19 protein-coding genes and 1 pseudogene are annotated in these 23,214 nt (G+C 62.7%); 4 read left to right on the top strand and 16 right to left on the bottom strand.

Annotated features, from left to right (window positions below):
* Positions 1–5: 5 nt before the first annotated feature.
* The 16 genes and pseudogenes from urtD to PSH57_RS03190 form a co-directional block, all read right to left on the bottom strand.
* On the bottom strand, positions 6–866 hold the full coding sequence (gene urtD / locus PSH57_RS03115; RefSeq protein ID WP_305387767.1) for an urea ABC transporter ATP-binding protein UrtD: 861 nt from the start codon (positions 864–866) through the stop codon (positions 6–8).
* Positions 863–1,942, bottom strand: coding sequence for an urea ABC transporter permease subunit UrtC (gene urtC, locus PSH57_RS03120; protein WP_305387769.1), 1,080 nt, complete (start codon positions 1,940–1,942; stop codon positions 863–865). The genes urtD and urtC overlap by 4 nt, the downstream gene beginning before the upstream one ends.
* The gene (urtB, locus tag PSH57_RS03125; RefSeq protein WP_305387771.1) at positions 1,942–3,441 is read right to left on the bottom strand and encodes an urea ABC transporter permease subunit UrtB; all 1,500 of its coding nucleotides are present in this window, start codon (positions 3,439–3,441) and stop codon (positions 1,942–1,944) included. The genes urtC and urtB overlap by 1 nt, the downstream gene beginning before the upstream one ends.
* A gap of 126 nt (positions 3,442–3,567) precedes the next feature.
* The gene (gene urtA, locus PSH57_RS03130; protein WP_256229211.1) at positions 3,568–4,833 is read right to left on the bottom strand and encodes an urea ABC transporter substrate-binding protein; all 1,266 of its coding nucleotides are present in this window, start codon (positions 4,831–4,833) and stop codon (positions 3,568–3,570) included.
* Positions 4,834–5,157: 324 nt separating this feature from the next.
* Positions 5,158–6,168 carry a FecCD family ABC transporter permease gene (locus tag PSH57_RS03135; protein WP_305387772.1) on the bottom strand — a complete coding sequence of 337 codons (1,011 nt, stop codon included), beginning with the start codon at positions 6,166–6,168 and terminating at the stop codon, positions 5,158–5,160.
* Positions 6,165–7,112, bottom strand: coding sequence for an ABC transporter substrate-binding protein (locus tag PSH57_RS03140; protein WP_305387773.1), 948 nt, complete (start codon positions 7,110–7,112; stop codon positions 6,165–6,167). Before PSH57_RS03140 ends, PSH57_RS03135 begins: the two co-directional genes overlap by 4 nt.
* Positions 7,109–7,897 carry an ABC transporter ATP-binding protein gene (locus PSH57_RS03145; protein ID WP_305416355.1) on the bottom strand — a complete coding sequence of 263 codons (789 nt, stop codon included), beginning with the start codon at positions 7,895–7,897 and terminating at the stop codon, positions 7,109–7,111. The genes PSH57_RS03140 and PSH57_RS03145 overlap by 4 nt, the downstream gene beginning before the upstream one ends.
* 203 nt (positions 7,898–8,100) lie before the next feature.
* Complete coding sequence (locus PSH57_RS03150; protein WP_305387774.1) at positions 8,101–9,480, bottom strand: PepSY-associated TM helix domain-containing protein; 1,380 nt, start codon at positions 9,478–9,480, stop codon at positions 8,101–8,103.
* A 353-nt stretch (positions 9,481–9,833) separates the two neighbouring features.
* The gene (locus tag PSH57_RS03155; protein ID WP_305387775.1) at positions 9,834–11,960 is read right to left on the bottom strand and encodes a TonB-dependent copper receptor; all 2,127 of its coding nucleotides are present in this window, start codon (positions 11,958–11,960) and stop codon (positions 9,834–9,836) included.
* 83 nt (positions 11,961–12,043) lie between these two features.
* The gene (locus PSH57_RS03160; RefSeq protein WP_305387776.1) at positions 12,044–12,436 is read right to left on the bottom strand and encodes a DUF2946 domain-containing protein; all 393 of its coding nucleotides are present in this window, start codon (positions 12,434–12,436) and stop codon (positions 12,044–12,046) included.
* A gap of 57 nt (positions 12,437–12,493) precedes the next feature.
* Positions 12,494–12,974: pseudogene (locus PSH57_RS03165) on the bottom strand (copper chaperone PCu(A)C).
* A 47-nt stretch (positions 12,975–13,021) separates the two neighbouring features.
* Positions 13,022–13,426, bottom strand: a complete 405-nt coding sequence (locus tag PSH57_RS03170; RefSeq protein ID WP_305387778.1) for a DUF2946 domain-containing protein — start codon at positions 13,424–13,426, stop codon at positions 13,022–13,024.
* A gap of 505 nt (positions 13,427–13,931) precedes the next feature.
* Positions 13,932–14,654, bottom strand: a complete 723-nt coding sequence (locus PSH57_RS03175) for a cobalt-precorrin-6A reductase (protein WP_305387779.1) — start codon at positions 14,652–14,654, stop codon at positions 13,932–13,934.
* Complete coding sequence (locus tag PSH57_RS03180) at positions 14,651–15,748, bottom strand: cobalt-precorrin-5B (C(1))-methyltransferase (protein WP_305387780.1); 1,098 nt, start codon at positions 15,746–15,748, stop codon at positions 14,651–14,653. The genes PSH57_RS03175 and PSH57_RS03180 overlap by 4 nt, the downstream gene beginning before the upstream one ends.
* A complete protein-coding gene (gene cbiE / locus PSH57_RS03185; protein WP_305387781.1) occupies positions 15,741–16,952 on the bottom strand; it encodes a precorrin-6y C5,15-methyltransferase (decarboxylating) subunit CbiE in 1,212 nt (403 codons plus the stop codon). Before cbiE ends, PSH57_RS03180 begins: the two co-directional genes overlap by 8 nt.
* Positions 16,953–17,288: 336 nt before the next feature.
* The gene (locus tag PSH57_RS03190; RefSeq protein WP_305387782.1) at positions 17,289–18,194 is read right to left on the bottom strand and encodes a zeta toxin family protein; all 906 of its coding nucleotides are present in this window, start codon (positions 18,192–18,194) and stop codon (positions 17,289–17,291) included.
* A 403-nt stretch (positions 18,195–18,597) separates the two neighbouring features.
* Here PSH57_RS03190 and cobG point away from each other — a divergent pair, with 403 nt between their 5' ends.
* The 4 genes from cobG to cobJ are packed head-to-tail and all read left to right on the top strand — an operon-like array spanning position 18,598 to position 22,958.
* Entirely contained in the window at positions 18,598–19,917 is a 1,320-nt protein-coding gene (gene cobG / locus PSH57_RS03195) for a precorrin-3B synthase (RefSeq protein WP_305387784.1), read from the top strand.
* Positions 19,910–20,536 (top strand): precorrin-8X methylmutase, encoded by a 627-nt coding sequence (locus tag PSH57_RS03200; protein WP_305387786.1) that lies wholly within the window; start codon positions 19,910–19,912, stop codon positions 20,534–20,536. Before cobG ends, PSH57_RS03200 begins: the two co-directional genes overlap by 8 nt.
* On the top strand, positions 20,536–21,267 hold the full coding sequence (locus PSH57_RS03205) for a precorrin-2 C(20)-methyltransferase (protein ID WP_305390273.1): 732 nt from the start codon (positions 20,536–20,538) through the stop codon (positions 21,265–21,267). Before PSH57_RS03200 ends, PSH57_RS03205 begins: the two co-directional genes overlap by 1 nt.
* Positions 21,267–22,958 (top strand): precorrin-3B C(17)-methyltransferase, encoded by a 1,692-nt coding sequence (cobJ, locus tag PSH57_RS03210; protein WP_305387787.1) that lies wholly within the window; start codon positions 21,267–21,269, stop codon positions 22,956–22,958. The genes PSH57_RS03205 and cobJ overlap by 1 nt, the downstream gene beginning before the upstream one ends.
* Positions 22,959–23,214: the final 256 nt, after the last annotated feature.

The following is a 23,214-nucleotide window of genomic DNA, read 5'->3' on the forward strand; positions in this document are numbered from 1 at the left end:
CGGGTCTATCGACCGAGATACACCTCGATCACCCGCTCATTGTCCTGCACCTGCGCCAGCGATCCTTCGGCCAGCACGCTGCCCTGATGCAACACCGTGACGTGGTCGGCAATCGCGCCGACGAAGCCCATGTCGTGTTCCACCACCATCAGCGAATGCTTGCCCGCCAAGGACTTGAACAGTTCGGCGGTGAACTCGGTTTCGGCGTCGGTCATGCCCGCCACCGGTTCGTCGAGCAGCAGTAGCTGTGGGTCCTGCACCAGCAGCATGCCGATCTCCAGGAACTGTTTTTGCCCGTGGGACAGCAACCCGGCGGGGCGATTGACCGAAGTCGTGAGGCGAATGGTCTCCAGCACCTCATTGATGCGTGCGTGCTGCTCGCCGGTCAGTTTTGCCCGCAGGCTGGCCCACACTGACTTGTCGGTTTTCAGCGCCAGCTCCAGGTTCTCGAATACGCTCAGGGCTTCGAACACCGTGGGTTTCTGGAACTTGCGACCGATGCCGGCCTGGGCGATCTGCACTTCGCTCATGCTCGTCAGGTCCAGGGTTTCACCGAACCAGGCCTTGCCGTCGCTGGGCCGGGTCTTGCCGGTGATCACGTCCATCAGCGTGGTCTTACCCGCGCCGTTGGGGCCGATGATGCAGCGCAGTTCACCGACGCCGATGTACAGGTTCAGAGCGTTCAGGGCCTTGAAACCGTCGAAGCTGACGCTGATGTCTTCCAGGGTCAGGATGGTGCCGTGACGGGTGTTCAATCCCTTGCCGGCAGCCTGACCGAGGCCGATGGCGTCGCGACTGCTGCCTTGGTCTTTGTTGGGTTCAAGGATGGGTTCGAGCATGAAATCGGCGGTTGGAGTGATTCTCATGATTCGCCTCTTTTCTTCAGTAGCCCGATCACACCCTTGGGCAGATACAGGGTCACGACGATGAACAGCGCGCCGAGGAAGAACAGCCAGTACTCGGGAAAGGCCACGGTGAACCAGCTCTTCATGCCGTTGACCACACCGGCCCCCAGCAGCGGCCCGATCAGCGTGCCGCGCCCACCAAGGGCCACCCACACGGCGGCCTCGATGGAGTTGGTTGGCGACATTTCGCTGGGGTTGATGATGCCCACCTGCGGCACGTACAACGCCCCGGCCAGGCCGCACAACACGGCGCTCAGTACCCAGACGAACAACTTGAAGCCCCGGGGATCGTAGCCGCAAAACATCAGGCGGTTTTCCGCATCCCGCACAGCGGTCAATACGCGGCCGAACTTGCTGCGAGCCAGACGCCAGCCGATAAACAGGCTCGCCACCAAGAGCAGCACCGTGGCCAGGAACAGCACCGCCCGAGTGCCCGGTTCAGTGATGCCAAAGCCCAGGATCGAGCGGAAATTGGTGAAACCATTGTTACCGCCGAACCCGGTTTCATTACGGAAAAACAGCAGCATCCCGGCAAACGTCAGGGCCTGGGTCATGATCGAGAAGTACACGCCCTTGATCCGCGAGCGGAAGGCGAAGAAGCCGAACACCAGCGCCAGCAAACCCGGCGCCAGCACTACCAGGCACATGGCCCAGAGGAAGCTGTCGGTGCCGCTCCAGTACCAGGGCAATTCGCTCCACGACAGAAAGGTCATGAACGCCGGCAAGCCGTCACCGGCGGCCTGGCGCATCAGGTACATGCCCATGGCATAGCCGCCCAGGGCGAAGAACAGGCCGTGGCCCAGGGACAACAGGCCGGCGTAGCCCCAGACCAGGTCCAGCGCCAGGGCGACGATGGCGTAGCAGAGAATCTTGCCCACCAGGGTCAGGGTGTAAGCCGAAACGTGCAGCGGGTTATCCACCGCCAACAGCGACAGCAGCGGCAGGCTCATCAGCACTGCCAGGATCACTACGCCGACGGCGATGGTGATTTTGGGGCCGGCCTTTTGCGAGGCCGTGAGCATCAGGGGCTGGTTCATCAGTCGATTACCCGTCCTTTGAGCGCGAAGAGGCCTTGCGGACGCTTCTGGATGAACAGAATGATCAGCGCGAGGATCAGGATTTTGCCGAGCACGGCGCCGATCTGCGGTTCAAGAATCTTGTTGGCGATGCCCAGGCCGAACGCGGCGAACACACTGCCGGCCAACTGACCGACGCCACCGAGCACCACCACCAGGAACGAGTCGATGATGTAGCTCTGGCCCAGGTCCGGGCCAACGTTACCGATCTGGCTCAGGGCCACGCCGCCGAGCCCGGCGATGCCCGAGCCGAGGCCGAAGGCGAGCATGTCCACGCGGCCGGTGGGTACCCCGCAGCAGGCGGCCATGTTGCGGTTCTGGGTCACGGCGCGCACGTTCAGGCCCAGGCGGGTCTTGTTCAACAGCAGCCAGGTCAACACCACCACGAACAAGGCAAAGGCGATGATCACGATGCGGTTGTACGGCAGCACCAGGTTGGGCAATACCTGGATGCCGCCGGACAGCCAGGCCGGGTTGGCGACTTCGACGTTCTGCGCGCCGAACATCAGGCGCACCAGCTGGATCAGCATCAGGCTGATGCCCCAGGTGGCGAGCAGGGTCTCCAAGGGGCGCCCATAGAGGTGACGGATCACCGTGCGCTCCAGGACCATGCCGATGGCGGCGGTGATGAAAAACGCCACCGGCAGTGCGATCAGCGGGTAGAACTCGATGGCGTTCGGAGCGAAGCGCTGGAACAGCATCTGCACCACGTACGTGGAGTAGGCGCCGAGCATCAGCATCTCACCGTGGGCCATGTTGATCACACCCAGCAAACCGAAAGTAATTGCCAGGCCCAGGGCGGCCAAGAGCAGGATCGAGCCCAGCGACATGCCGCTGAAGGCCTGGCCCAGCAATTCGCCGATCAGCAGCTTGCGCTTGACCTGGCCGAGGCTGGTTTCGGCGGCGGTGCGCACCGCCGCATCGGTTTCAACGCCGGGTTCGAGCAGGCCTTCGAGGCGGGTGCGGGCCAGCGGATCGCCGGTTTCCCCCAGCAGCCGGACGGCGGCCAGGCGAACTGACGGGTTGGGGTCCACCAGTTGCAGGTTCGCCAACGCCAGGCTCAGGGCGGCATGCACGTCTTCGTTTTGCTCGCCGGCCAGTTGCCGGTCGAGAAACGCCAGTTGGGCCGGGCGTGCGCTTTTTTGCAGTTGCTGGGCGGCGGCCAGGCGCACATTGGCGTCGGCGGCGAGCAGTTGATGACTGGCCAGGGCGGTTTCGATCAGCCCTCGCAAGCGATTGTTCAGACGCAGGGTCTTGGGCTGGCCGTCGATGGTCAACTGGCCTTGTTGCAAGGCGTTGATCAGTTCGACACGCTCAGGTTCCGGTTGCGCGGCCCAGGTTTGCAGCAGCTTGGCTTGCTGGGGCGGCTTGGCGGCGACGAAATCTTCGGCGTCACCGGCGTGGGCGCCTATCGGCAACAGCAGACAGGCAAGAAGAAGGAGCAAACGATAAAGGGACATAGCTACGTCCTGTAAGACTGCGACGGACCCTGTGGGAGCAAAGCTTGCTCGCGACAGCGGTATGTCTGGAGGACCGCTATCGCGAGCAAGCTTTGCTCCCACAGGGCTAGGGGCATGTTCCCGAACTCAGTTGCTCTTCACCGCATAGTCAGGCTTCTTGTCGTTGCCTTCGATGAACGGGCTCCACGGCTGGGCGCGGATCGGGCCCTCGGTCTGCCAGACCACGTTGAACTGGCCGTCGGCCTGGATCTCGCCGATCATCACCGGCTTGTGCAGGTGGTGGTTGGTCTTGTCCATGGTCAGGGTGTAGCCCGACGGTGCGTCGAACGTCTGGCCGGCCAGGGCTTCGCGGACTTTGTCGACGTCGGTGGACTTGGCCTTCTCAGCCGCTTGCGCCCACATATGGATGCCGACGTAGGTGGCTTCCATCGGGTCGTTGGTCACCGCTTTGTCGGCGCCTGGCAGGTTCTTGGCCTTGGCGTAGGCTTTCCAGGAATCGACGAATTTCTTGTTCGCCGGGTTCTCCACGGATTCGAAGTAGTTCCACGCCGCCAGGTTACCCACCAGCGGTTTGGTGTCGATGCCGCGCAGCTCCTCTTCGCCTACCGAGAATGCCACCACCGGTACGTCGGTGGCTTTGAGGCCCTGGTTCGCCAGTTCTTTATAGAACGGCACGTTGGAGTCGCCGTTGACCGTGGAGATGACCGCGGTCTTGCCGCCGGCCGAGAACTTTTTGATGTTGGCCACGATGGTCTGGTAGTCGCTGTGACCGAACGGGGTGTAGACCTCTTCGATGTCCTTGTCCGCCACGCCTTTGGAATGCAGGAACGAGCGCAGGATCTTGTTGGTGGTACGCGGGTAGACGTAGTCGGTGCCCAGCAGGAAGTAGCGCTTGGCGCTGCCGCCTTCTTCGCTCATCAGGTATTCCACCGCCGGAATCGCCTGCTGGTTCGGCGCCGCGCCGGTGTAGAAGACGTTAGGCGACATCTCTTCGCCTTCGTATTGCACCGGGTAGAACAGCAGGCCGTTGAGCTCTTCGAACACCGGCAACACGGATTTGCGCGACACCGACGTCCAGCAGCCGAACACCACCGCGACCTTGTCCTGGGTCAGCAACTGGCGACCCTTTTCCGCAAACAGCGGCCAGTTCGATGCCGGGTCCACGACCACCGCTTCGAGCTGCTTGCCGTTTACCCCACCCTTGGCGTTGATCTCGTCGATGGTCATCAGCGCCATGTCCTTGAGGGACGTCTCGGAGATCGCCATGGTGCCGGACAATGAATGCAGGATGCCGACCTTGATGGTTTCGGCGGCCTGGACGGTCCAGGCCATGCCCATCGCGGCAATGCTTGCCGAGAGTGTAAAAGCCTTGATCAAGCTACGACGCTTCATTGTGCGATCTCCGTGCAATTATGAGTTTTTTTCGATGGCAGATGCAGACGCTGAAGGGGCTTTTGCAAGGGGTGTGCCCGGTTCGAGAAAGGCTTGGGAATGCGGGGCCGGTGCGATGGGGGACAGTGCCGGCGCACCACGATCGAACGCAGCATGGGCGTTGGTGCGAAGGGATGCGCCACATTGGGGCGAAGGATTGCAGTTCCCCTGTGCGAGCCTGCTCGCGATGGCGGTGGATCAGCAGTACAGAGGTGACTGACGCACCGCTATCGCGAGCAGGCTCGCTCCCACAGGTTATTTGCAAGTCAGGGAAACAGGGGGGGCTTAGCGACGACGCATCAGGCCGATGAAGAACAGACCACCGATAGCGGCAGTGGCGACGCCAATGGGCAAGTCCTCCGGTGCGATCAGGGTCCGGGCGGCCACATCCACCCACACCAGGAACAGGCTGCCGAGCAGCACACACGCCGGCAACAGCCGACGGTGCTCGGCGCCCACCAGGCGCCTGGCAATGTGCGGCACCATCAGCCCGACAAAACCGATCGAGCCGCTGATGGACACCAGCACGCCGGTCATCAGTGAGGCGATCAGAAAGAGCCACCACCGCACCTTCGCCGCGTTCAGGCCCAAGGTTACGGCGGTCTGTTCGCCAGCCATCAGTGCGTTCAGCGGCCGGGCCATGCCCAGCAGCAATACCAGTCCCAACAACACGCTGGCGGCTGGCACCGCCAGCAGTTCCCAGCGCGCCAGGCCCAGGCCGCCGAGCATCCAGAACATCACCGCAGAACTGGCGCGATGGTCACCCAAAAACAGCAACAGGTTGGCCGCCGCCATCATCACGAATGACACCGCCACGCCGCACAGCAACAGGCGATCGCTTTCCAGGCGACCCTGGCGGCTGGCGATGGCCAGCACCAGCAGCATGCTCAACAATGCGCCGATGAACGCGGCCAGCGGCAGGGTCAGCAAGCCGATGATTTCGCCGACATGCAGCACCACGATGACCGCCCCCAACGTCGCGCCGGAGGTGACCCCCAGCAGGTGCGGATCGGCCAGGGGGTTGCGCGTGACCGCTTGCAGTACTGCACCGATCAACGCCAGCCCCGCGCCCACCAGGGCTCCGAGCAGCAGGCGCGGTACGCGGATCAGCCAAACGATATGCTCCTGGCCGGGCGTCCAGTACACGTCACCCACACCCAAAGCCTTGTTCAGCAGGATGTCCCAGACCACCGCCACCGGCACCCGCGCCGGACCGAACCCCAGGGATACCACGCACGACACCAGCATCAGCGCGCCGAGGCAGAGCAGCAGAGCGCCATAGCGACGATCGTTCATTGGCCGTGGAAACCCTTCGCCAGGGTTTGTACCGCCAGCCCGTTATCGATGCCCGGCGTGGCCTGGACGTAGGGGATCACGATGAAGCGCCGGTGCTTGATGGCATCCACCGATTGCAGGGCCGGGTTGTTCAGCAAAAACTGTTGCTTCTGCTCGGCGCTGACTTCACCGTAATCGACAATCACGATCACTTCGGGGTTGCGCTCGACCACGTTCTCCCAGTTCACCCGGGTCCAACTGGTCTGCACGTCATCGAGAATATTGCGCCCGCCGGCCGCATCGATCAGGGCCTGGGGCATGCCGAGACGGCCGGAGGTCATGGCGCGGTCTTCGCCGCTGTCGTACAGGAACACCCGAGGCTGATCGGCGGGCAGTTGCTTGCGCACTTGCGCCACCTGGGCCTGCATCGAGGCGATCAACTCATTGGCGCGATCCTGCACGTCGAAAATCTTCCCCAGATTACGCAGGTCGTTGTAGGTATCTTCCAGCGAGGCTGGCGGACGTTTCATCACGAACGCGCAGGATTCGGTTAGCTCGTACACGTTGATGCCCAGCGGTTGCAGGGTCTGCGGCGTCAAGTCGCCGCCCACCCGCATGCCGTAGTCCCAGCCGGCGAAGAAGAAATCCACGTTGGCATTGAGCAGGGTTTCCACCGACGGGTATTTGGCTGCCAGCTCCGGCAGGCCATCGAGGATTTTCTCCATCTGCGGCGTTACCGATTTCCAGCCACTGATGCCGCTGTAACCCACCATGCGCGACTTGAGCCCCAGGGCGAGCATCATCTGGGTCATGTTGATGTCATGGCTGACGGCGTGTTTCGGCGCCTGGTTGAAGGTCACTTCGCGGTTGCAACTGTGGATTGTCAACGGGTAGCGGGTGGCCTCGGCCAAGGCCTGTGCACTGCCGAGCAGCAGCGGCAGGAGTAGCAGGGAACGCAAGGTCATGATTGGGTTATCCAAGTGATTCGGGGGTGGGCGGCCAAGGGGTGTTCGTCAATTAGCGCCTGGACGCCAAATACGTCGCGCAACAGCGTGGCCGTCAGTACTTCCTTGGGCGTGCCGCTGGCGACGATGTGTCCGTGGTCGATGACGTAGAGCCGATCACAGAACGCGGCGGCCAGGTTCAGGTCATGGATGCTGGCGAGGGTGCCGATCCCCAGGCGCTTGATCAGTTGCAGCAGTTGGAGTTGATAACGCGGGTCGAGATGATTGGTCGGCTCATCGAGGATCAGCAACTGCGGCTGTTGGGCCAGGGCGCGGGCCAGGATCACCCGCTGCTTTTCCCCGCCCGAGAGCGTAGCGAAAGCATGCTCGCCAAAACCTTGCAGCCCCACCGATTCCAGTGACTGGCTGACCAGGCGCAAGTCTTGCTGATTGTCGCCATCGAACAGGCCTTTGTGGGGCGTGCGCCCCATGGCGACCACTTCCTGGACCGTCAGGCCGAAGGCGTCGGGAAACTCTTGCAACACCACGGCGATGCGTTGGGCGCACCAGCGCGAGGACTGTTTCCAGACGTTGTGATGGTCGAGTTTTACCTCGCCTGCCTCCGGCTGACTGAACCGATAGGCGCAGCGCAACAGACTGGTCTTGCCGCTGCCATTGGGCCCGATCAACCCGACAAACTCCCCGGCGCCCACTTGCAACGTGGCGTCACGCAGTTGGAACTGGTGATGGCAGTGGCCATGGCCCAGGGGTGTCCAGGCGAGATGGGAGAGGGTTAGGGCGGTCATGCATTCACTCAAGTTATCGGGCTGAAACACAATCCCATTGTGGGAGCGGGCTTGCTCGCGAAAGCGGTGTATTTGTCACATCAATGTTGGATGTACCGACCTCTTCGCGAGCAAGCCCGCTCCCACATTTGGACGGTGTTCACAGTTTGGAAAGCGGGCGCGATTGTAGAGGTTTCGCGCCGCCTTTCGTTAACGCGCTGTCTTCAACTTGAAGATGAAAGCACCTCAGGCTGGCGATTGAAACGGGTGACGAGCCGATCCAGCAACCACACCACCACCAGCGAAGCCCCTACCAGTGGAAACACCACCGCCAGGGCCAGCATGATGAACACGCCGGTCTTCCAGGTCGGCAGGTCGTGACGCAGCGGTGGTACACCGAATTTGCCCAAGGGCCGACGCTTCCACCAGATCACTACGCCGCTGACGGCGCTGAGCAGGATCATCAGGCAAATCAGCAGCACGATGATCTGGTTCAGCGGGCCGAACATCTTGCCTTCGTGCAGCATCACGCCGGTTTCGGTGGCGCGGGCGACGGCGCCGTAATGTTCCCAGCGCACATCCGCCAGGACCTTGCCGGTGTACTGGTCCACGTGCAGGGTCGCGTCGTTGCGCGGGTCGTCGGCGAATACCGCGATGGTGAATACGCCGGTGGCGGTGGTCGGCAGGGTGATGCTGTAGCCAGGTTCCACTTTGCGTTCGGTGGCGATGTCTTGCACCGCTTGCAGGCTGACAGTCGGCGCGGCGGGACCTTCATGGGCGCCGCCGTGGGCCATGTGTTCGGCATGGTCGCCGGACATCGGCATCGGGGTATTTTCCACGGCCCAGGGTACGGTCTGGCGGTGGGCATTGTTGAGGCTGCCGGCCGCGACGTCGGACTTGGGCATGTCGTTCCACATGGCCGCCGGGAAGCGGTTCCAGAGGTCAGCGTATTGCTTGCCCCAGAAGCCGGTCCAGGTCATGCCGCTGAGCAGCATCACCAGCAGAAACGCCGCGCCCCAGAAGCCGACGACCCCATGCACGTCACGCCAGAACACGCGACCGCGAGCGCTCCAGCGTGGCCACAGCACCCCGGCCGACGATTGCCCGCGAGGCCACCACAAGTACAGGCCCGACACCACCAGCACCACGCCCCAGCCGGCGGCCATTTCCACCAGTCGGTCACCCACGGTGCCGATCATCAATTCACCGTGGATGGCCCGGGCCATGGCTTGCAGGTTGTCTTTGGCGTCCTGCTCACCGAGGACATCGCCATGGTAGGGGTCGATGAATACGTTCAATTCCCGGCCCTTGTCGATCACCACGAACTGCGCGCTGCGCTCGGCATTGATCGGCGGCAGGTACTGTTTGACCTGGCCTTCAGGGTAGGCCTGGCTGACCTGTTTGAGCAACTCGTCCGCAGGCATCGTGTGATGGCCGGCCGGCACATTCAGCAGGCTGCCGTACATCAGAGGGTCGAGTTGCGGCTTGAACAGGTAAATGATGCCGGTCAGGGCCAGCATCACCATGAACGGCGCCACGAACAGCCCGGCATAAAAATGCCAGCGCCAGGCCAGGTGGTAGAAATTGGGTTTCGGTTGGCTCATTTTAAAAGCGCTCCGCAGGGCAAATGTGATCGTTATGTTTTTTGCGGTTGCTGCGCAACCGATCGCGGGCAAGCCTTGCTCCCACAGTTTTTGACATTGCTGTGGGACAAGCCATGCTCTCTCAGCAATGGAGTCCCTGTGGGGCAAACCCTGCTCTCTCAGCAATGGAGTCCCTGTGGGACAAGCCTTGCTCTCTCAGCAATGGAGCCCCTGAGGGACAAGTCTTGCTCTCTCAGCAATGGAGTCCCTGAGGGACAAACCATGTCCCCTCAGCAATGGAGTCCCTGTGGGGCAAACCATGCTCCCTCAGCAATGAAATACCTGTGGGAGCAAGGCTTGCCCGCGATGCTTTTTTAGAAACTCATATCCACCTTGGTCCAGAGCGTGCGCCCCGGTTCGTTGATGGCTTGCGGGTCACTCGCCGGGTAGCCGAACCCGGCGTTGCCGGCCAGGTTCAGATGTTCGGCGTAGGCTTTGCCGAACAGATTGTCGACGCCGCTGCTGACCTTCCAGTGCTTATTGATGCGGTAGGCACCGTTGAGGGAGAACACCCCGAACCCGGAGCTTTTGCCGTAGTCCTTGCCGACTACGTTGCCCTTGTTTTCGTCGACACGGTTTTGCCCGGCCACCACGCGCCACAGGGCACCCGCGCTCCAGCGGTCTTCGCTGTAGGTCAGGCCCAGGCGGGCATCCAGCGGCGGCATCTGCGCCAGGGCGCTGCCATCGCTGCTGTTCTTGCCCCAGGCGTAGGCCAGGGTGGCATCGGCCTTCCAGCGCTCGGTCAGCTTGTAGGCCGCGCCCAGCTCACCGCCCATGATCCGTGCATCGATGTTCTCGGCCCGAGAGGTGGTGCCCATCATTCCGGGCGTGTAATCGAACAGGATGTAGTCGCGCACCTGCCCGACATAACCCGACGCCCAGGCTTCGAGGGTTTCGGTCTTGTACTGCAGGCCGAAGTCGAGTTGGGTGGTTTTCTCCGGTTTGATCGAGTCGAAAGCATTCAGCGAACCGGCGGGGCCGGTGTTGGCCGAAAACAGCTCCCAGTAGTCCGGGAAACGTTGCGCGTGGCCCAGGCCCGCATAGAGAGTGGCAGGGCTGTCGGCCAGATCGTGTTCGTAGCGTACGAAACCACTGGGCAGGGTGTCGGCACGGGTTTGGTCGGCAGTGGGATTGGGCCGGGCGGACATGCCGGAGCCGATGCTTTGGCGGTAATCCTTGGCCGAGGCGCGGTCGAGGCGGGCGCCAGTGATCAGCCTGTCGCGGTCGGCGGCGTACCAGGTCAATTCACCGAACACGCCGTAATTGTGAAAGTCGGCGTCCTTGGTGCGCGGCCGTTCCTTGTAGGTGTCGATGCCCATGCTGCTGCGTTGACGATGCTCGTTGGTCTGGGCGTCCAGGCCACTGATCAATTGCACATCGGCCCAGCGCCAGGTGGCCTTGATGCGTGCGCCGAGGGTGCGGCGGTCAACGTTGGACGCCATGGGGCCGGCCATCATCCCGGTGCCGGACGGCGTGCGCAGTGTGTAGTTGTCCATCACATGGTCGGCGTAGTTGTAGTAGACCTGCGCCTCGATCGTATCCAGCACATCGCCAATGTCCGAACGCTCGAAACGCAAGCCCAGGCTTTCACGCTTGAACTGCGAGCCGTCCATGCCACGCCCGGCGTAGCGCGCTTCACCGTCGCCCTTGCCAGCGGTCAGTTCCAGCAGGGTATCGGCATCCGGCGTCCAGCCCAGCGTCACGTCGCCGTTCCACTTGTCGTAGCGCGACGGCACCGTGTCGTTGTTGCCGTCACGGTAATCGTCCGAATGAGCGGTGTTGCCGATCACTCGCACGTAACCCAAAGGCCCGCCGGCAGCCGCATCCACGACCTTGTCGAAGCGCCCGTTGGAACCGGCCAGTACGCTGGCGTTCACCCGGGTGCCCAGTTCACCGAACTGCTCCGGCTCACGCTCGAACAGGACGGTCCCGGCCGATGCGCCAGGGCCCCAGAGCACGGTTTGCGGACCCTTGATCACGGTGAGCTTGTCGTAGGTTTCCGGCGAAATATAGGACGTCGGCGCGTCCATCCGACCCGGGCAGGCACCCAGCAGCATGCTGCCGTTGGTGAGAATGTTCAGCCGCGAGCCGAACATGCCCCGCAGTACCGGGTCGCCATTGGTGCCGCCGTTGCGCACCAGGGCGAAACCGGGAATGGTCTTGAGATAATCGCCGCCGTCGCTGGCCGGCACCGGTTGGCGCGGATCCTTGGGGTTGGTGACGACGGTCAGGGGCGAGCTGGGGGCGACGGCGGTAATGACCGTCGGGCTCAGCTCTTCGATCTGAGCTTCAGGGTGAGCATGCTCGTCGGCCAGCGCACAGGGCGTGAGCAGCAGGCCGCACAGTGCGGTTGCGGTGTAGCGAAAACGAACCCGTGATTCGTTCGGGGGGCAGCGAACCTGGGCTGCGCCCAATGCGATGACGGCAGAAAACCTGGACATGATGATTCCATCGAACAGACGTAAACGACACGGTCGGGCAACCTGAGGCTGTCTTTGCGACCGGGTGAGGTAAGTGTCGGGGTCTACGCGACGAGGGGCGGTGCGCGGGGGCGGGCACCCGGGAAAAATGACGTCCGGGCATGGCCCAGGCGTGGGGAAGGGCTGGTGTAGGTGTTGGTCGGCGGTGTGTCGAAGGCGGCGAAGGTGTGACCGCCCGGCAGCGCTGGGCAGTTGAACAGCAGGCTGCAATAGCCGCACTTTTCCCACAGAGCGTGATGCTCGCTCTGGGGCGGGCAGTGCTCGGCCACTGGCGCCTCATGCTCGGCGTGGGCACCCGCCGACATGTCCATCTCCATGCTCATGCTCATGGACGAAGACATGCGCTGATCCATCGGCATCGACTGAGAAATCAGTGGACCGATAAAGATCATCAGCATGGCGAACAGGCTGATCCAGCTGCCGCGTGTCAGTCGCATGGGCTGACGTCGGGGCATGGCGGGCCTGGCGCGGGGACTACCCATGAGCAGGCGTGATCAGTGGGCGTGCATTTGGGTTTGGGTATTGTCGGGGGCTTTTTTCTGCACCGCGACATCGACCGTGACATTTCCCGCTTTTTCGAAATGCAGCGTCAGAGGGAAGCGTTTGCCGTCGCTGAGCAGACTGCGATCCTCAAGCCCCAGCAGCATCACGTGATACGCCATTGGCGCGAAGGTGATGGTCGCGCCGGGAGCGATCTCTACGGCAGTTACTTGCTGCATCTTCATCAGATCGTCTTGCTTTACATGCTCATGGAGCTCGGCTTTGCCGGCAATCGGCGTGTCGACACCGAGCAGTCGGTCGGCGGTCTTGCCGTTGTTGTGGATCACGAAATACGCGGCCACGGTCGGCGCGTTGGGCGGCAGTTCCTGGGACCAGGGGGTGAGCGATCTCAAGCTCGCCGACCTTGTATTGATGGGCTTGGGCGAAGCCGACGGGAAGCAGCAGGGCAGCCAGCAGGATAAGTCTGTTCAGCATGGGTCATTCTCCGGAACGATTCAGGACGCAGGGTTATGCGGAAAGAATCAGGCCAGAGGTGAGGCGCGGGGATTGAGGCTCGGCCATTGCTGGCGCGGTGTGGGGCTGTCGAGCAGTGGATGGGCAGTGCCGCGATGGGCCGGCTGAGCATCCAGATACAACTGCGGGACGTGGCCGGTGAGCGCCACCAAGGGCGGTGAGCCTGAGCAGCACCAGCAATGCTGCATCGTCGAGTGATCGTCGTTCTGCGGCGTGCTCTGCTCGAACTTGCCCAAGGAAATCGCCACCCGTTTCGTGCCGCTGGAGGAGCAGAAACTACCCCACAGCAATTGCTCGGCTGGCGACTGGGCCTGTGCCATCGCGCCACCGCTGCCGGAAAGCGGCATGGCAAGCATGTTGAACAGCACTGCGAAGCAGGCGATCCAGGCAAATGCAAGCCGTTGTCGGGACATGGGGCAATCCGCTCGATGGGCGATCAGGTGGCGGTATTTAGCCTGATCGGGGTTGATAAGTAAAAAGAGCGCGTGCGGTGTAGGGTCGCAGGGCTCGCGTTAACAGTAGCAACAGATCTTCAAGGGAGTGCTTTTATGGCAATGGATTTTGATCAGTAGGTACGCACTCTTTGTGGCGAGGGGATTTATCCCCGTTGGGCTGCGCAGCAGTCCAAAAATCTGATCTCGCGGTTTGTCTGATGAACTACATTCACTGCTCTTGGGGCTGCTGCGCAGCCCAACGGGGATAAATCCCCTCGCCACAGGATTGGGTTTGACCAATCGTTTTTGATCAAACCCAAGCCTCTGTCGCTTATCTCGGGTCGACCACATCCAGCGCGCACAAGCCGGCGAATTCTGGCGTAGTTGTAGGCAGCGACGCAGGGCAATGTAGCCTTCTGGCGTAGTTCCGACGGGACAGGTTGTAGGAAGATGCAGGTTTGCGGCGTTGCAACAAAAAAGACGGTCAGGCCAGTTGCCGAAGCCCCTGCAACACCTCATCCACCGTCCCAAATTCCCGATCCACCACCGGCAACACCGGTCGCCGCAAAACCAACACCGGCACCCCCCGCTCCCGCGCCACTTCCAGCTTCGGCTCGGTGGCCGTGCTGCCGCTGTTCTTGCTGATCAGCACATCGATCTGCCGCCGCTCGAACAGCTCGCGCTCGCCCTCGATGTGAAACGGCCCACGGGCATCAATGACTTCGCAGCGCTCATTACCGGGGTAAACGTCCAGGGCACGCAGGGTCCAGAATTGCTCGGGCGGGATTTCGTGCAGGTGTTGCAGCGGCTCGCGGCCAAGGGTGAACAGGGGGCGGTGGAACGGTTGCAGGGCCTGGATCAGTTCGGCCCAGTCGGCCACTTCGCGCCAGTCATCCCCGGCCTGGGGTTGCCATGCCGGACGGCGCAGGGCCCAGCAGGGAGTGCTGCAAGCGCGGGCTGCGTGGGCGGCGTTGTGGCTGATTTGCGCGGCGTAGGGGTGAGTCGCATCCAGCAACAGGTCGATGTCTTGGTCTTGAATGAATTGCGCCAGCCCTTCGGCGCCGCCGTAGCCGCCGACGCGCACCTGACAGATCAGGTCGGTGGGAACGCGGCCGATCCCCGCCAGGCTGTAGATGTGTGTTGGGCCCAGGGTGCGGGCGATGGCCAGCGCTTCGGTGACACCGCCCAGCAGCAGGATGCGTTTCATTTAAAAGCTCCGGCGTGACCGACAACTGCGCCCTGGCGGTCGATGGCGAAGACTTCGACCTGGACCTGGGCCGGCACGATGCTACGGGCGAAGGCCAAGGCGTGTCCGCAGACAGCGTCGCCGAGGGCGATGCCAGCGGCGCTGGCCATCGCCAGGGCTTGCTGGCTGGTGTTGGCCTCGCGAATGCCTTGCTGTAATGCCTGATTGGCACCGATTGCCGCCGCCCATTGCGCCAGTTGTGGCAGGTCGATACTTGAATGACGGCTGTGCAGGTCCATGTGACCGGCGGCCAATTTGCTGATTTTGCCAAAACCGCCACAGAGGCTGAGCTTCTCCACGGGCACCTTTCGCACATGCTTGAGCACCGCCCCGACGAAATCGCCCATTTCGATCAGGGCGATTTCCGGCAGGTTGTAGATCCGGCGCATGGTGTCTTCGCTGGCGTTGCCGGTGCAGGCGGCGATGTGCAGATAACCATTGGTTTTCGCCACGTCGATGCCTTGGTGGATCGAGGCAATGTAGGCCGCGCAGGAGAACGGTCGGACGATGCCGCTGGTGCCGAGGATCGACAGCCCGCCGAGGATTCCCAGCCGGGGATTCATGGTTTTCAGCGCCAGGGCTTCGCCGCCCTCGACGTTGACGGTGACCTCGAAGCCGCCGGTATAGCCAACTTCCTCAGCCAGCCGTCCCAGGTGGTCGCCGATCATTTTGCGCGGCACCGGGTTGATCGCAGGCTCACCGACTTCCAGTACCAACCCCGGCCGCGTCACGGTGCCCACGCCACGCCCGGCAATGAAACGCACCCCCGGCTCGGTGATCAGCCGCACCTGGGAAAATAGCAGCGCGCCGTGGGTCACGTCCGGGTCATCGCCGGCGTCCTTGATCGTCCCGGCTTCGGCACCCAGCTCGGTCAGGCGACAGAAATCCAGGCGCATCTGCACGTGCTTGCCTTTGGGTAGCACGATCTCCACGGCGTCGGCCTGGATGCCGCAAAGCAGTAGCCGGGCGGCCGCCAGACTGGTGGCGGTGGCACAACTGCCGGTGGTCAGGCCGCTGCGCAGGGGCGCGGGTTGTTCGGCTGTTTCGTCACGCATCGAGAGGTTTCGTCAGGTCCAGCAAGGTGATTGGCAATGCCTGGCGCCAGGTGTCGAACTCGCCCAATGGCTGGGCCTGGGCGACGTGGATACGGGTCAGATCGCCGCCATGAAGTTCGCGCCAGTTCATCAGCGTCATCTCACTTTGCAGTGTCACGGCGTTGGCCACCAGCCGTCCGCCGGGCTTGAGCTGGGCCCAGCAAGCGTCGAGCACGCCTTCGCGGGTTACGCCGCCGCCGATGAATACTGCGTCCGGCGGCTCCAGCCCTTCCAGGGCCTGCGGTGCCCGCCCGCGGATCAGTTGCAGGCCGGGCACGCCAAGGGCGTCGCGGTTACGTTCGATCAACCCTTGGCGGCCTTCGTCGGCCTCGATGGCCAGGGCTCGGCAGCTGGGGTGGGCGCGCATCCATTCGATACCGATGGAGCCGCTGCCCGCCCCCACGTCCCAGAGCAGTTCAGCGGGCATCGGGGCCAGGCGGGCGAGGGTAATGGCGCGCACGTCGCGCTTGGTCAGTTGGCCGTCATGCTCAAACGCAGCGTCCGGCAAACCGGCCAGGCGCGACAGACGCAACGCCGAGGGTTCGGCCCGGCATTCGACGGCGATCAGGTTGAGGTCCGCGACAGCGGGATCGGACCAGTGTGCCGCGCAGCTTTCGATCCGCCGCTCGGCCGTGCCACCGAGGTGTTCGAGCATGGTCATGGGGCTGGGGCCGAACCCGCGCTCGCGAAGTAACGCCGCCACGGCGGCAGGACTGTGGCGGTCATTGCTCAGCAGCAACAGCCGGACGCCTGTGGATAAATGCGCGTTGAGTGCCGCCAGGGGCCGCGCCACCAGCGACAGGGTGACCACATCCTGTAAGGGCCAACCCATGCGTGCCGCCGCCAGCGAACAGGACGAAGGCGCTGGAATGACCAGCATCTGCTCGCCAGGCAGCTGTTTGGCGAGGCTGGCGCCTACGCCGTAGAACATGGGATCGCCGCTGGCCAGCACGCACATGGCTTCGCCGCGCCGCGCCAGCAGCGGTTCGAGGGAAAATGGACTGGGCCACAGCTCCCGTTCGCCGCGGATGCACACCGGTAATAGCGCCAGCTGGCGCTCGCTGCCCAGAATACGCGACGCCCGCAGCAAAGCGTGGCGAGCCGCCCGGCCCAGGCCCTTGAAGCCGTCTTCACCGATGCCCACTACGGTCAGCCAGGGGGTCATCTCTGTTCCTCGAATGGATAGGTTTGATCGGCGGGCTTATTGCGCGCGCGAACCGGGCCGCCATCATACCGTGCGCCATCCGTTATGGCGTGGGCCGTTGGGAGCCTGCCGACAATACGACGGCACATTCAACCGCGCCGATTCAGACAGACCGCTATCGCGAGCAGGCTCGCTCCCACAGTTTTGATTGGGGAAGGCACAAGGTCCGTGTTTGCCACAGACCCCTTGTCGGAAGCGTTCACAGAGTCTGTGGCCGCCACAAATCCCTTGTGGGAGCGAGCCTGCTCGCGATGGCGCCGACACATTCAACATCATTCTCTCAAGCAGACACCCGATTTATCGGTAAACGTATTTGAGGATATAGGCATACAGATCGTTGTAGACCGAGTCGGGCACGTGTTCAGCATGGGCCTGGGTCTTGAGCAGTGCCAGGTGGCACTCTTTCACCATTTCTTCGCGGTCGCCGATAAGGTGGAGCCGGTTGTTAATGATGATCTCAAAGGCTTCTGCATAAACCACCTTCGGTCCCGCGATGATCAAGGTCCCGTCCGGACCGATGGTATAGCTGCTTTGAGTGCGCAGGATCCGTTCCTTCAAAGGGCCGAACCCGCGTTCATACAAGAATATCTGCGAGCCGCTGACTGTTTTGGCGGCTGTCTCGAAAGCCAACAGGGTCGCTTGGGCATTGCCCAGGCTGGTATTGAGGGCCGAGAGCGTGACGAACCGTTCCATCTCCTGTTTCTCCAGACTTCTGAGTGCTCTTTTGATACTCGATAGATGAGCGAACTCTTTTTTGCAGGCGATGATGTGGGTTTCGAGCTGATAGCCCGCTGCCGTGGCCATCGCAGGGAAGGCCGCGAAATCGAGGCCGTCGAACGCGCATTCCATGATGATGTTGTATTTGTTCTTGAACGCCTCTGCGAAGATTTTCGAGCAAACTTCTCGAACAAAGGCCTCTGTATGCTCATAAGCATGCAGGACACCGCGTTTGATCATCTCGGCGTAGTGAGGGTGTTTTTCCCGATACTCGGGCAGGTACAGGCGAACATAATTGGCGTAGCGCCTGGAGGGCAGGAGGCTTTTTTCCAGCAGATAGGTTTTACCCGAACCTTGCGATCCGGCGACGATCAGCATTTTGGGGACGGACTGGGCCATGATGCCATTGAACAGCGTGGCGGTGATTTCGGTGAATGCGGTCGTGATCTGTTCCAGGGTGTAGGCGTAATTCGATGCGTGTGGCATATCTTGATGTCCTTATCAAAGATTCCCATGAAGTGAGTGGGTGCCCTTTGAATAAAGCGGGGTTTTACGGCTTGTTCAAATGAGCTTGTGTTCCGGGATATGTACATGTTTTTTAAGGTAAAAATTCTTACGGGAAAGATGTCGGTAACTCACGTCAGCATGGCCGACACAGAACCTCAGTGAGCGCGGGCTTGCTCGCGAAGGCCTGAGCACATTCAACATCATCGTTTCAGGTGGACCGCTATCGCGAGCAGGCTTGCTCCCACCGTTTTGGATCGGTCACCAGCTTCCTGACGGAGCGCGATGCCTGCAATCCGACCAGCAAGCTTTTCATGCCCCCCGGCAAAGCAGGCATAATGGCCGGCCTTCGCCGTTGCGGCGTGCCTTATCGACCGGTTTGCCCTTGAACGAACATCCATCATCCAGCGTCATACGCCCCTCGGGTTGTCCGGGGTTGCTGCGTGTCGTCCAGGCGCTGGACGGTGGGATCTGCCGGGTCAAGCTCGACGGTGGTTCTATCCAGGCGGATCAGGCCGACGCCGTGGCGTTGGCGGCCGAGCGGTTCGCCGGTGGCGTTATCGAGGCGACCAACCGCGCCAATCTGCAAATCCGCGGGATTGGTCCCCAGCATGACGCGCTGATCGAGTCATTGTTGAACGCCGGACTTGGCCCCCGCAAACCGGCCGGCGATGACGTGCGCAACCTGATGCTCAGTCCCTCTGCCGGGATCGACCGGCAGATGTTGCTCGATACCCGCCCGTTGGCCGAGCGGATTCTTCTTACCTTGCAAACCCATGAACGCTTCCATGAGCTGTCGGCCAAGTTCGCCGTGCAATTGGACGGCGGGGAGGGGTTGGCGATGCTTGAACATCACCACGACCTATGGCTCTGCGCTCTGGTTCGCGACGGCGAGCCGTGGCTGGCCTTCGGGCTGGCCGGCGCCCCGCTGGATAAGCCGGACAGCGCCGTGCCCTTGGCCTTGGGACTTGGCTTGGTGGTGGCGGTGCTGGAGTTGTTTCTCGACCTGGCCCGCCCCGACCAGACGCGCATGCGTCACTTGCTGGCCGAAATCCCGAGGGATGAATTGCTCGTTCAGTTGGCCCGCCGCGTGCCGTTGCAACCCTGTCCGGATTGGCGGCGGGGCGCGTCCATCGACGGACTGCACATCGGCATCCACTCCCAGCACGACGACCGGGTCTACGTTGGCGCGGCGGCGCCTTTAGGCCGGCTCGACGCTGTCATGCTGCGCGCAGCGGCGCAATTGGCGCGGGACAAGGGCGATGCCAGCCTGCGTTTCAGCCCCTGGCAGAGCCTGCTGCTGCCCAATGTGCGCCGCGAGGATGCGCACGAGGTGCTGGCGCGGCTCGAGGAACTGGGGCTGTTGGGCTCGGTCGATCAACCCCTGGCGCAACTCATCGCTTGCACCGGCTCCAGTGGCTGCGGCAAAGCCCTGGCCGACACCAAAGCCGATGCCCGTCAGTTGGCTGAGCTGCTGCAACGCCAAGGCCGCGGCCTGAAGGTCCATCTGTCGGGCTGTCCGCGTTCCTGCGCGGCGGCCCATGTCGCCCCCGCCACCTTGCTGGCAGTCGCCCCCGGTCGTTACGACCTGTATTTTCGCGATGCGACGCTGCCGGGTTTCGGCGCGTTGCAGGCGCACGATCTAACTATTGAAGCGCTCGGCCACTGGCTCGACGCTCGCCCCCGGAGCCCCCTTGATGCTTGATTACATCCGCGACGGTCAGGAGATCTATCGCAACTCTTTCGCGATCATTCGCGCCGAGGCCAACCTGGCGCGCATACCGGCCGATCTGGAGAAACTCGCGGTGCGGGTGATTCACGCTTGCGGCATGGTCGAGGCCATCGATGGCCTGCAGTTTTCCGAAGACGCCGGCACGGCGGGGCGCCAGGCGCTGGCCGCCGGTGCGCCGATCCTGTGCGATGCGCGGATGGTCAGCGAGGGCGTGACCCGCGCTCGCCTGCCAGCGAACAATCCGGTGATCTGTACCTTGCGCGACGAGAGCGTGCCGGCGTTGGCCCTTGAATTGGGCAACACCCGTTCGGCGGCCGCTCTGGAGCTTTGGCGTCCGCATCTGGAAGGCAGCGTCGTGGTGATCGGCAACGCGCCGACCGCCCTGTTCTATCTGTTGGAAATGCTCGATGCCGGCGCGCCGAAACCGGCACTGATCCTGGGCTTCCCGGTGGGCTTCGTCGGGGCCGCGGAGTCCAAGGCGATGCTGGCGGCCAACAGCCGTGGTGTGCCGTTCGTGATCATGCAAGGCCGGCTCGGCGGCAGCGCCATGGCCGCCGCCGCCGTCAACGCCCTCGCTACGGAGATTGAATGATGCAGCAGCCTGGACGTCTGATCGGCCTCGGCGTAGGCCCCGGTGACCCGGAACTGATTACGGTCAAGGCCCTGCGCCTGCTGCGCGAATCGCCGGTGGTGGCGTACTTCGTCGCCAAGGGCAAGAAGGGCAACGCCTTCGGCATCATCGAGGCGCATTTGCAGGAGGCGCAAACGTTGTTGCCGCTGGTCTATCCGGTGACCACCGAAGCGTTGCCCGCACCGTTGTCCTATGAACAGGTCATCGCCGACTTCTACGACACCGCCGCCCAACAGTTGGCCGTGCATCTGGACGCCGGTCGCGACGTCGCGGTGATCTGCGAGGGCGATCCGTTCTTCTACGGCTCCTACATGTACCTGCACGATCGCTTGGCCGAGCGCTATGACGCCGAAGTGATTCCTGGCGTGTGCTCGATGCTCGGTGGTGCCTCGGTGCTGGGTGCGCCGCTGGTCTATCGCAACCAGAGCCTGTCGGTGCTCTCCGGCGTCTTGCCCCACGACGATCTCAAGCGTCGCCTGGGCGATGCCGATGCGGCGGTGATCATGAAGCTGGGGCGTAACTTCCCCAAGGTCCGGCAGGTGCTCCAGGAACTGGGCCTGGACGGTCGGGCGTTGTACGTCGAGCGGGCAACCATGGCCAACCAGAAGATCGTACCGCTGGACGAAGTCGAGCCCATGTCCTCGCCGTACTTCTCGCTGATCATCGTGCCGGGCGAACGGTGGCAAGGTTGATGGCGTCCAGGGCGCCGGCGATCGTCATTCTCGGCCCGGGCAGCCTCGCAACGGCCCGGCGGATCCAGCAGCGCTACCCTGATGCCTTGATCCACGGCCTGGCCGGACGGGTTGACGGTGTGGACAGTCAATACCACGAGTTCGGCGCGACACTGCGCGAGCTCTATCAACAGGACACGCCGATCATCGCCCTGTGTGCGGCCGGCATCGTTATCCGCACGCTGGCGCCGCTACTGCTGGAGAAAGGCGTCGAACCGCCGGTACTGGCGGTGGCCGAGGATGGCAGCGCGGTGGTGCCGCTGCTTGGCGGGTTGGGCGGGGTCAATGTCATGGCCCGTGAGATCGCGACGGCGCTGCAAGTCGCTCCGGCAATCACTACCAGCGGCGAATTGCGTTTCGGCACTTGCCTGCTCAATCCGCCGAGCGGTTACAGCCTCGGCGACCTGGAGCAGGGCAAACGCTTTGTGTCCGACCTGCTGGCCGGTGAGTCGGTGCGTATTGAGGGGACTGCGCCATGGCTGGATCAGGCGCAACTGCCCCAGGATGAACAGGCGCGACTGGCCATTCGTATCGACAGCGCTGCGGGTACGCCCGTGAAGGACGAATTACGGATTTATCCGCGCAATGTGGTGGTGGCGGTGCCTGCGGGGGCGCCGGTGTCCATTGACGGGGCCTTGGGTGAGGCCGGTTTGGCAGTGCAATCGCTGGCGTGCCTGTTGGCGGTGGACAGCGACATGGCGCGTCCGGAATTACATGCAGCCGCATCAGCCTTGAACGTGCCGCTACGGTTCGCAGCGGCCAGTGATGACGTGGCCCAATGGTTGAGCGATACCCTTGATCAACCGGCCTCGGTGCGCAGGGTGGGTGATTACGTTATCGCCGTGACCGAGCAGCCCCTCGACGCACAACAGATCGGTCGCCCGCGCGGACGTCTTGCCGTGATTGGCCTTGGCCCGGGCGCTGCCGAGTTGATGGTGCCGGCGGTGCGCGCCGAACTCGAGCGTGCCACCGATGTGCTGGGCTACGAAACCTACGTGCGCATGGCCGGTCCCTTTCGGTCCGATCAGGTTCAGCACTGCACCGACAACCGCGAAGAAATGCAGCGTGCCCGCCACGCCTTCGAATTGGCGGCCCAAGGGCGATCGGTTGTGGTGGTGTCCTCCGGTGATCCGGGTGTGTTCGCCATGGCCGCGGCGGTGCTCGAAGCGCTGCACGAGTCGACGGATGCCCACTGGCACAAGGTCGACCTGCAGATCCTTCCAGGCGTCTCGGCTTCCCTGGCCACCGCGGCCCAGGCCGGTGCACCGCTGGGCCATGATTTTTGCGTGATGTCGCTGTCGGACAATCTCAAGCCGTGGTCGATCATCGAGAAACGCCTGGATCTGGCGGCTGAAGCAGACCTGGCCCTGGCGTTCTACAACCCGATCTCCCGTTCCCGTCCGTGGCAATTGGGGCGAGCGCTGGAGATCGTTGCACAACATCGCACGCCGGCCACGCCGGTGGTGCTGGGGCGTGATATCGGTCGTCCGGGCCAGACCCTACGGGTCACGACGTTGGGACAGTTGACCCCGGAACAGGTGGACATGCGCACCATGGTGTTGATCGGTTCCTCCACCACATGCGTATTTCCGCGCGCCGAAGGGGGCGACTGGGTGTACACACCGCGCTGGTATGGCAGCAAGCCGCTCTGATGAAACCTGGTGGCCCGCATGGGCCACCTCTATCTGCCTTCGTCATATTCGAATCTTCGTGCGTGCAAGACTCCCCGCTGTTTGACGATGTAGATGTTGTGAATGTCTGGTTGCTTGAGTATTGAAATAACTGTTCGACGCACTGGCGCTAAGTACATGGTGTTCGGAAACTTATTGAATTCCTTGTGAGTTGAAGCGCGTTCGAAGTGTGGGCTATGTTTGCTTCCACTTTAAAAATGATCAAGGCTGTAAAGTA

This window comes from Pseudomonas hefeiensis, from assembly GCF_030687835.1.
In the GTDB taxonomy this organism is placed as follows: domain Bacteria; phylum Pseudomonadota; class Gammaproteobacteria; order Pseudomonadales; family Pseudomonadaceae; genus Aquipseudomonas; species Aquipseudomonas hefeiensis.

Excerpts from the sequence above, each read along its gene's own strand:
- urtD (WP_305387767.1), bottom strand. The coding sequence starts at position 866 with ATGAGAATCACTCCAACCGCCGATTTCATGCTCGAACCCATCCTTGAA.
- urtC (WP_305387769.1), bottom strand. The coding sequence starts at position 1,942 with ATGAACCAGCCCCTGATGCTCACGGCCTCGCAAAAGGCCGGCCCCAAA.
- urtB (WP_305387771.1), bottom strand. The coding sequence starts at position 3,441 with ATGTCCCTTTATCGTTTGCTCCTTCTTCTTGCCTGTCTGCTGTTGCCG.
- urtA (WP_256229211.1), bottom strand. The coding sequence starts at position 4,833 with ATGAAGCGTCGTAGCTTGATCAAGGCTTTTACACTCTCGGCAAGCATT.
- PSH57_RS03135 (WP_305387772.1), bottom strand. The coding sequence starts at position 6,168 with ATGAACGATCGTCGCTATGGCGCTCTGCTGCTCTGCCTCGGCGCGCTG.
- PSH57_RS03140 (WP_305387773.1), bottom strand. The coding sequence starts at position 7,112 with ATGACCTTGCGTTCCCTGCTACTCCTGCCGCTGCTGCTCGGCAGTGCA.
- PSH57_RS03145 (WP_305416355.1), bottom strand. The coding sequence starts at position 7,897 with ATGACCGCCCTAACCCTCTCCCATCTCGCCTGGACACCCCTGGGCCAT.
- PSH57_RS03150 (WP_305387774.1), bottom strand. The coding sequence starts at position 9,480 with ATGAGCCAACCGAAACCCAATTTCTACCACCTGGCCTGGCGCTGGCAT.
- PSH57_RS03155 (WP_305387775.1), bottom strand. The coding sequence starts at position 11,960 with ATGTCCAGGTTTTCTGCCGTCATCGCATTGGGCGCAGCCCAGGTTCGC.
- PSH57_RS03160 (WP_305387776.1), bottom strand. The coding sequence starts at position 12,436 with ATGCGACTGACACGCGGCAGCTGGATCAGCCTGTTCGCCATGCTGATG.
- PSH57_RS03170 (WP_305387778.1), bottom strand. The coding sequence starts at position 13,426 with ATGTCCCGACAACGGCTTGCATTTGCCTGGATCGCCTGCTTCGCAGTG.
- PSH57_RS03175 (WP_305387779.1), bottom strand. The coding sequence starts at position 14,654 with ATGAAACGCATCCTGCTGCTGGGCGGTGTCACCGAAGCGCTGGCCATC.
- PSH57_RS03180 (WP_305387780.1), bottom strand. The coding sequence starts at position 15,748 with ATGCGTGACGAAACAGCCGAACAACCCGCGCCCCTGCGCAGCGGCCTG.
- cbiE (WP_305387781.1), bottom strand. The coding sequence starts at position 16,952 with ATGACCCCCTGGCTGACCGTAGTGGGCATCGGTGAAGACGGCTTCAAG.
- PSH57_RS03190 (WP_305387782.1), bottom strand. The coding sequence starts at position 18,194 with ATGCCACACGCATCGAATTACGCCTACACCCTGGAACAGATCACGACC.
- PSH57_RS03200 (WP_305387786.1), top strand. The coding sequence starts at position 19,910 with ATGCTTGATTACATCCGCGACGGTCAGGAGATCTATCGCAACTCTTTC.
- PSH57_RS03205 (WP_305390273.1), top strand. The coding sequence starts at position 20,536 with ATGCAGCAGCCTGGACGTCTGATCGGCCTCGGCGTAGGCCCCGGTGAC.
- cobJ (WP_305387787.1), top strand. The coding sequence starts at position 21,267 with ATGGCGTCCAGGGCGCCGGCGATCGTCATTCTCGGCCCGGGCAGCCTC.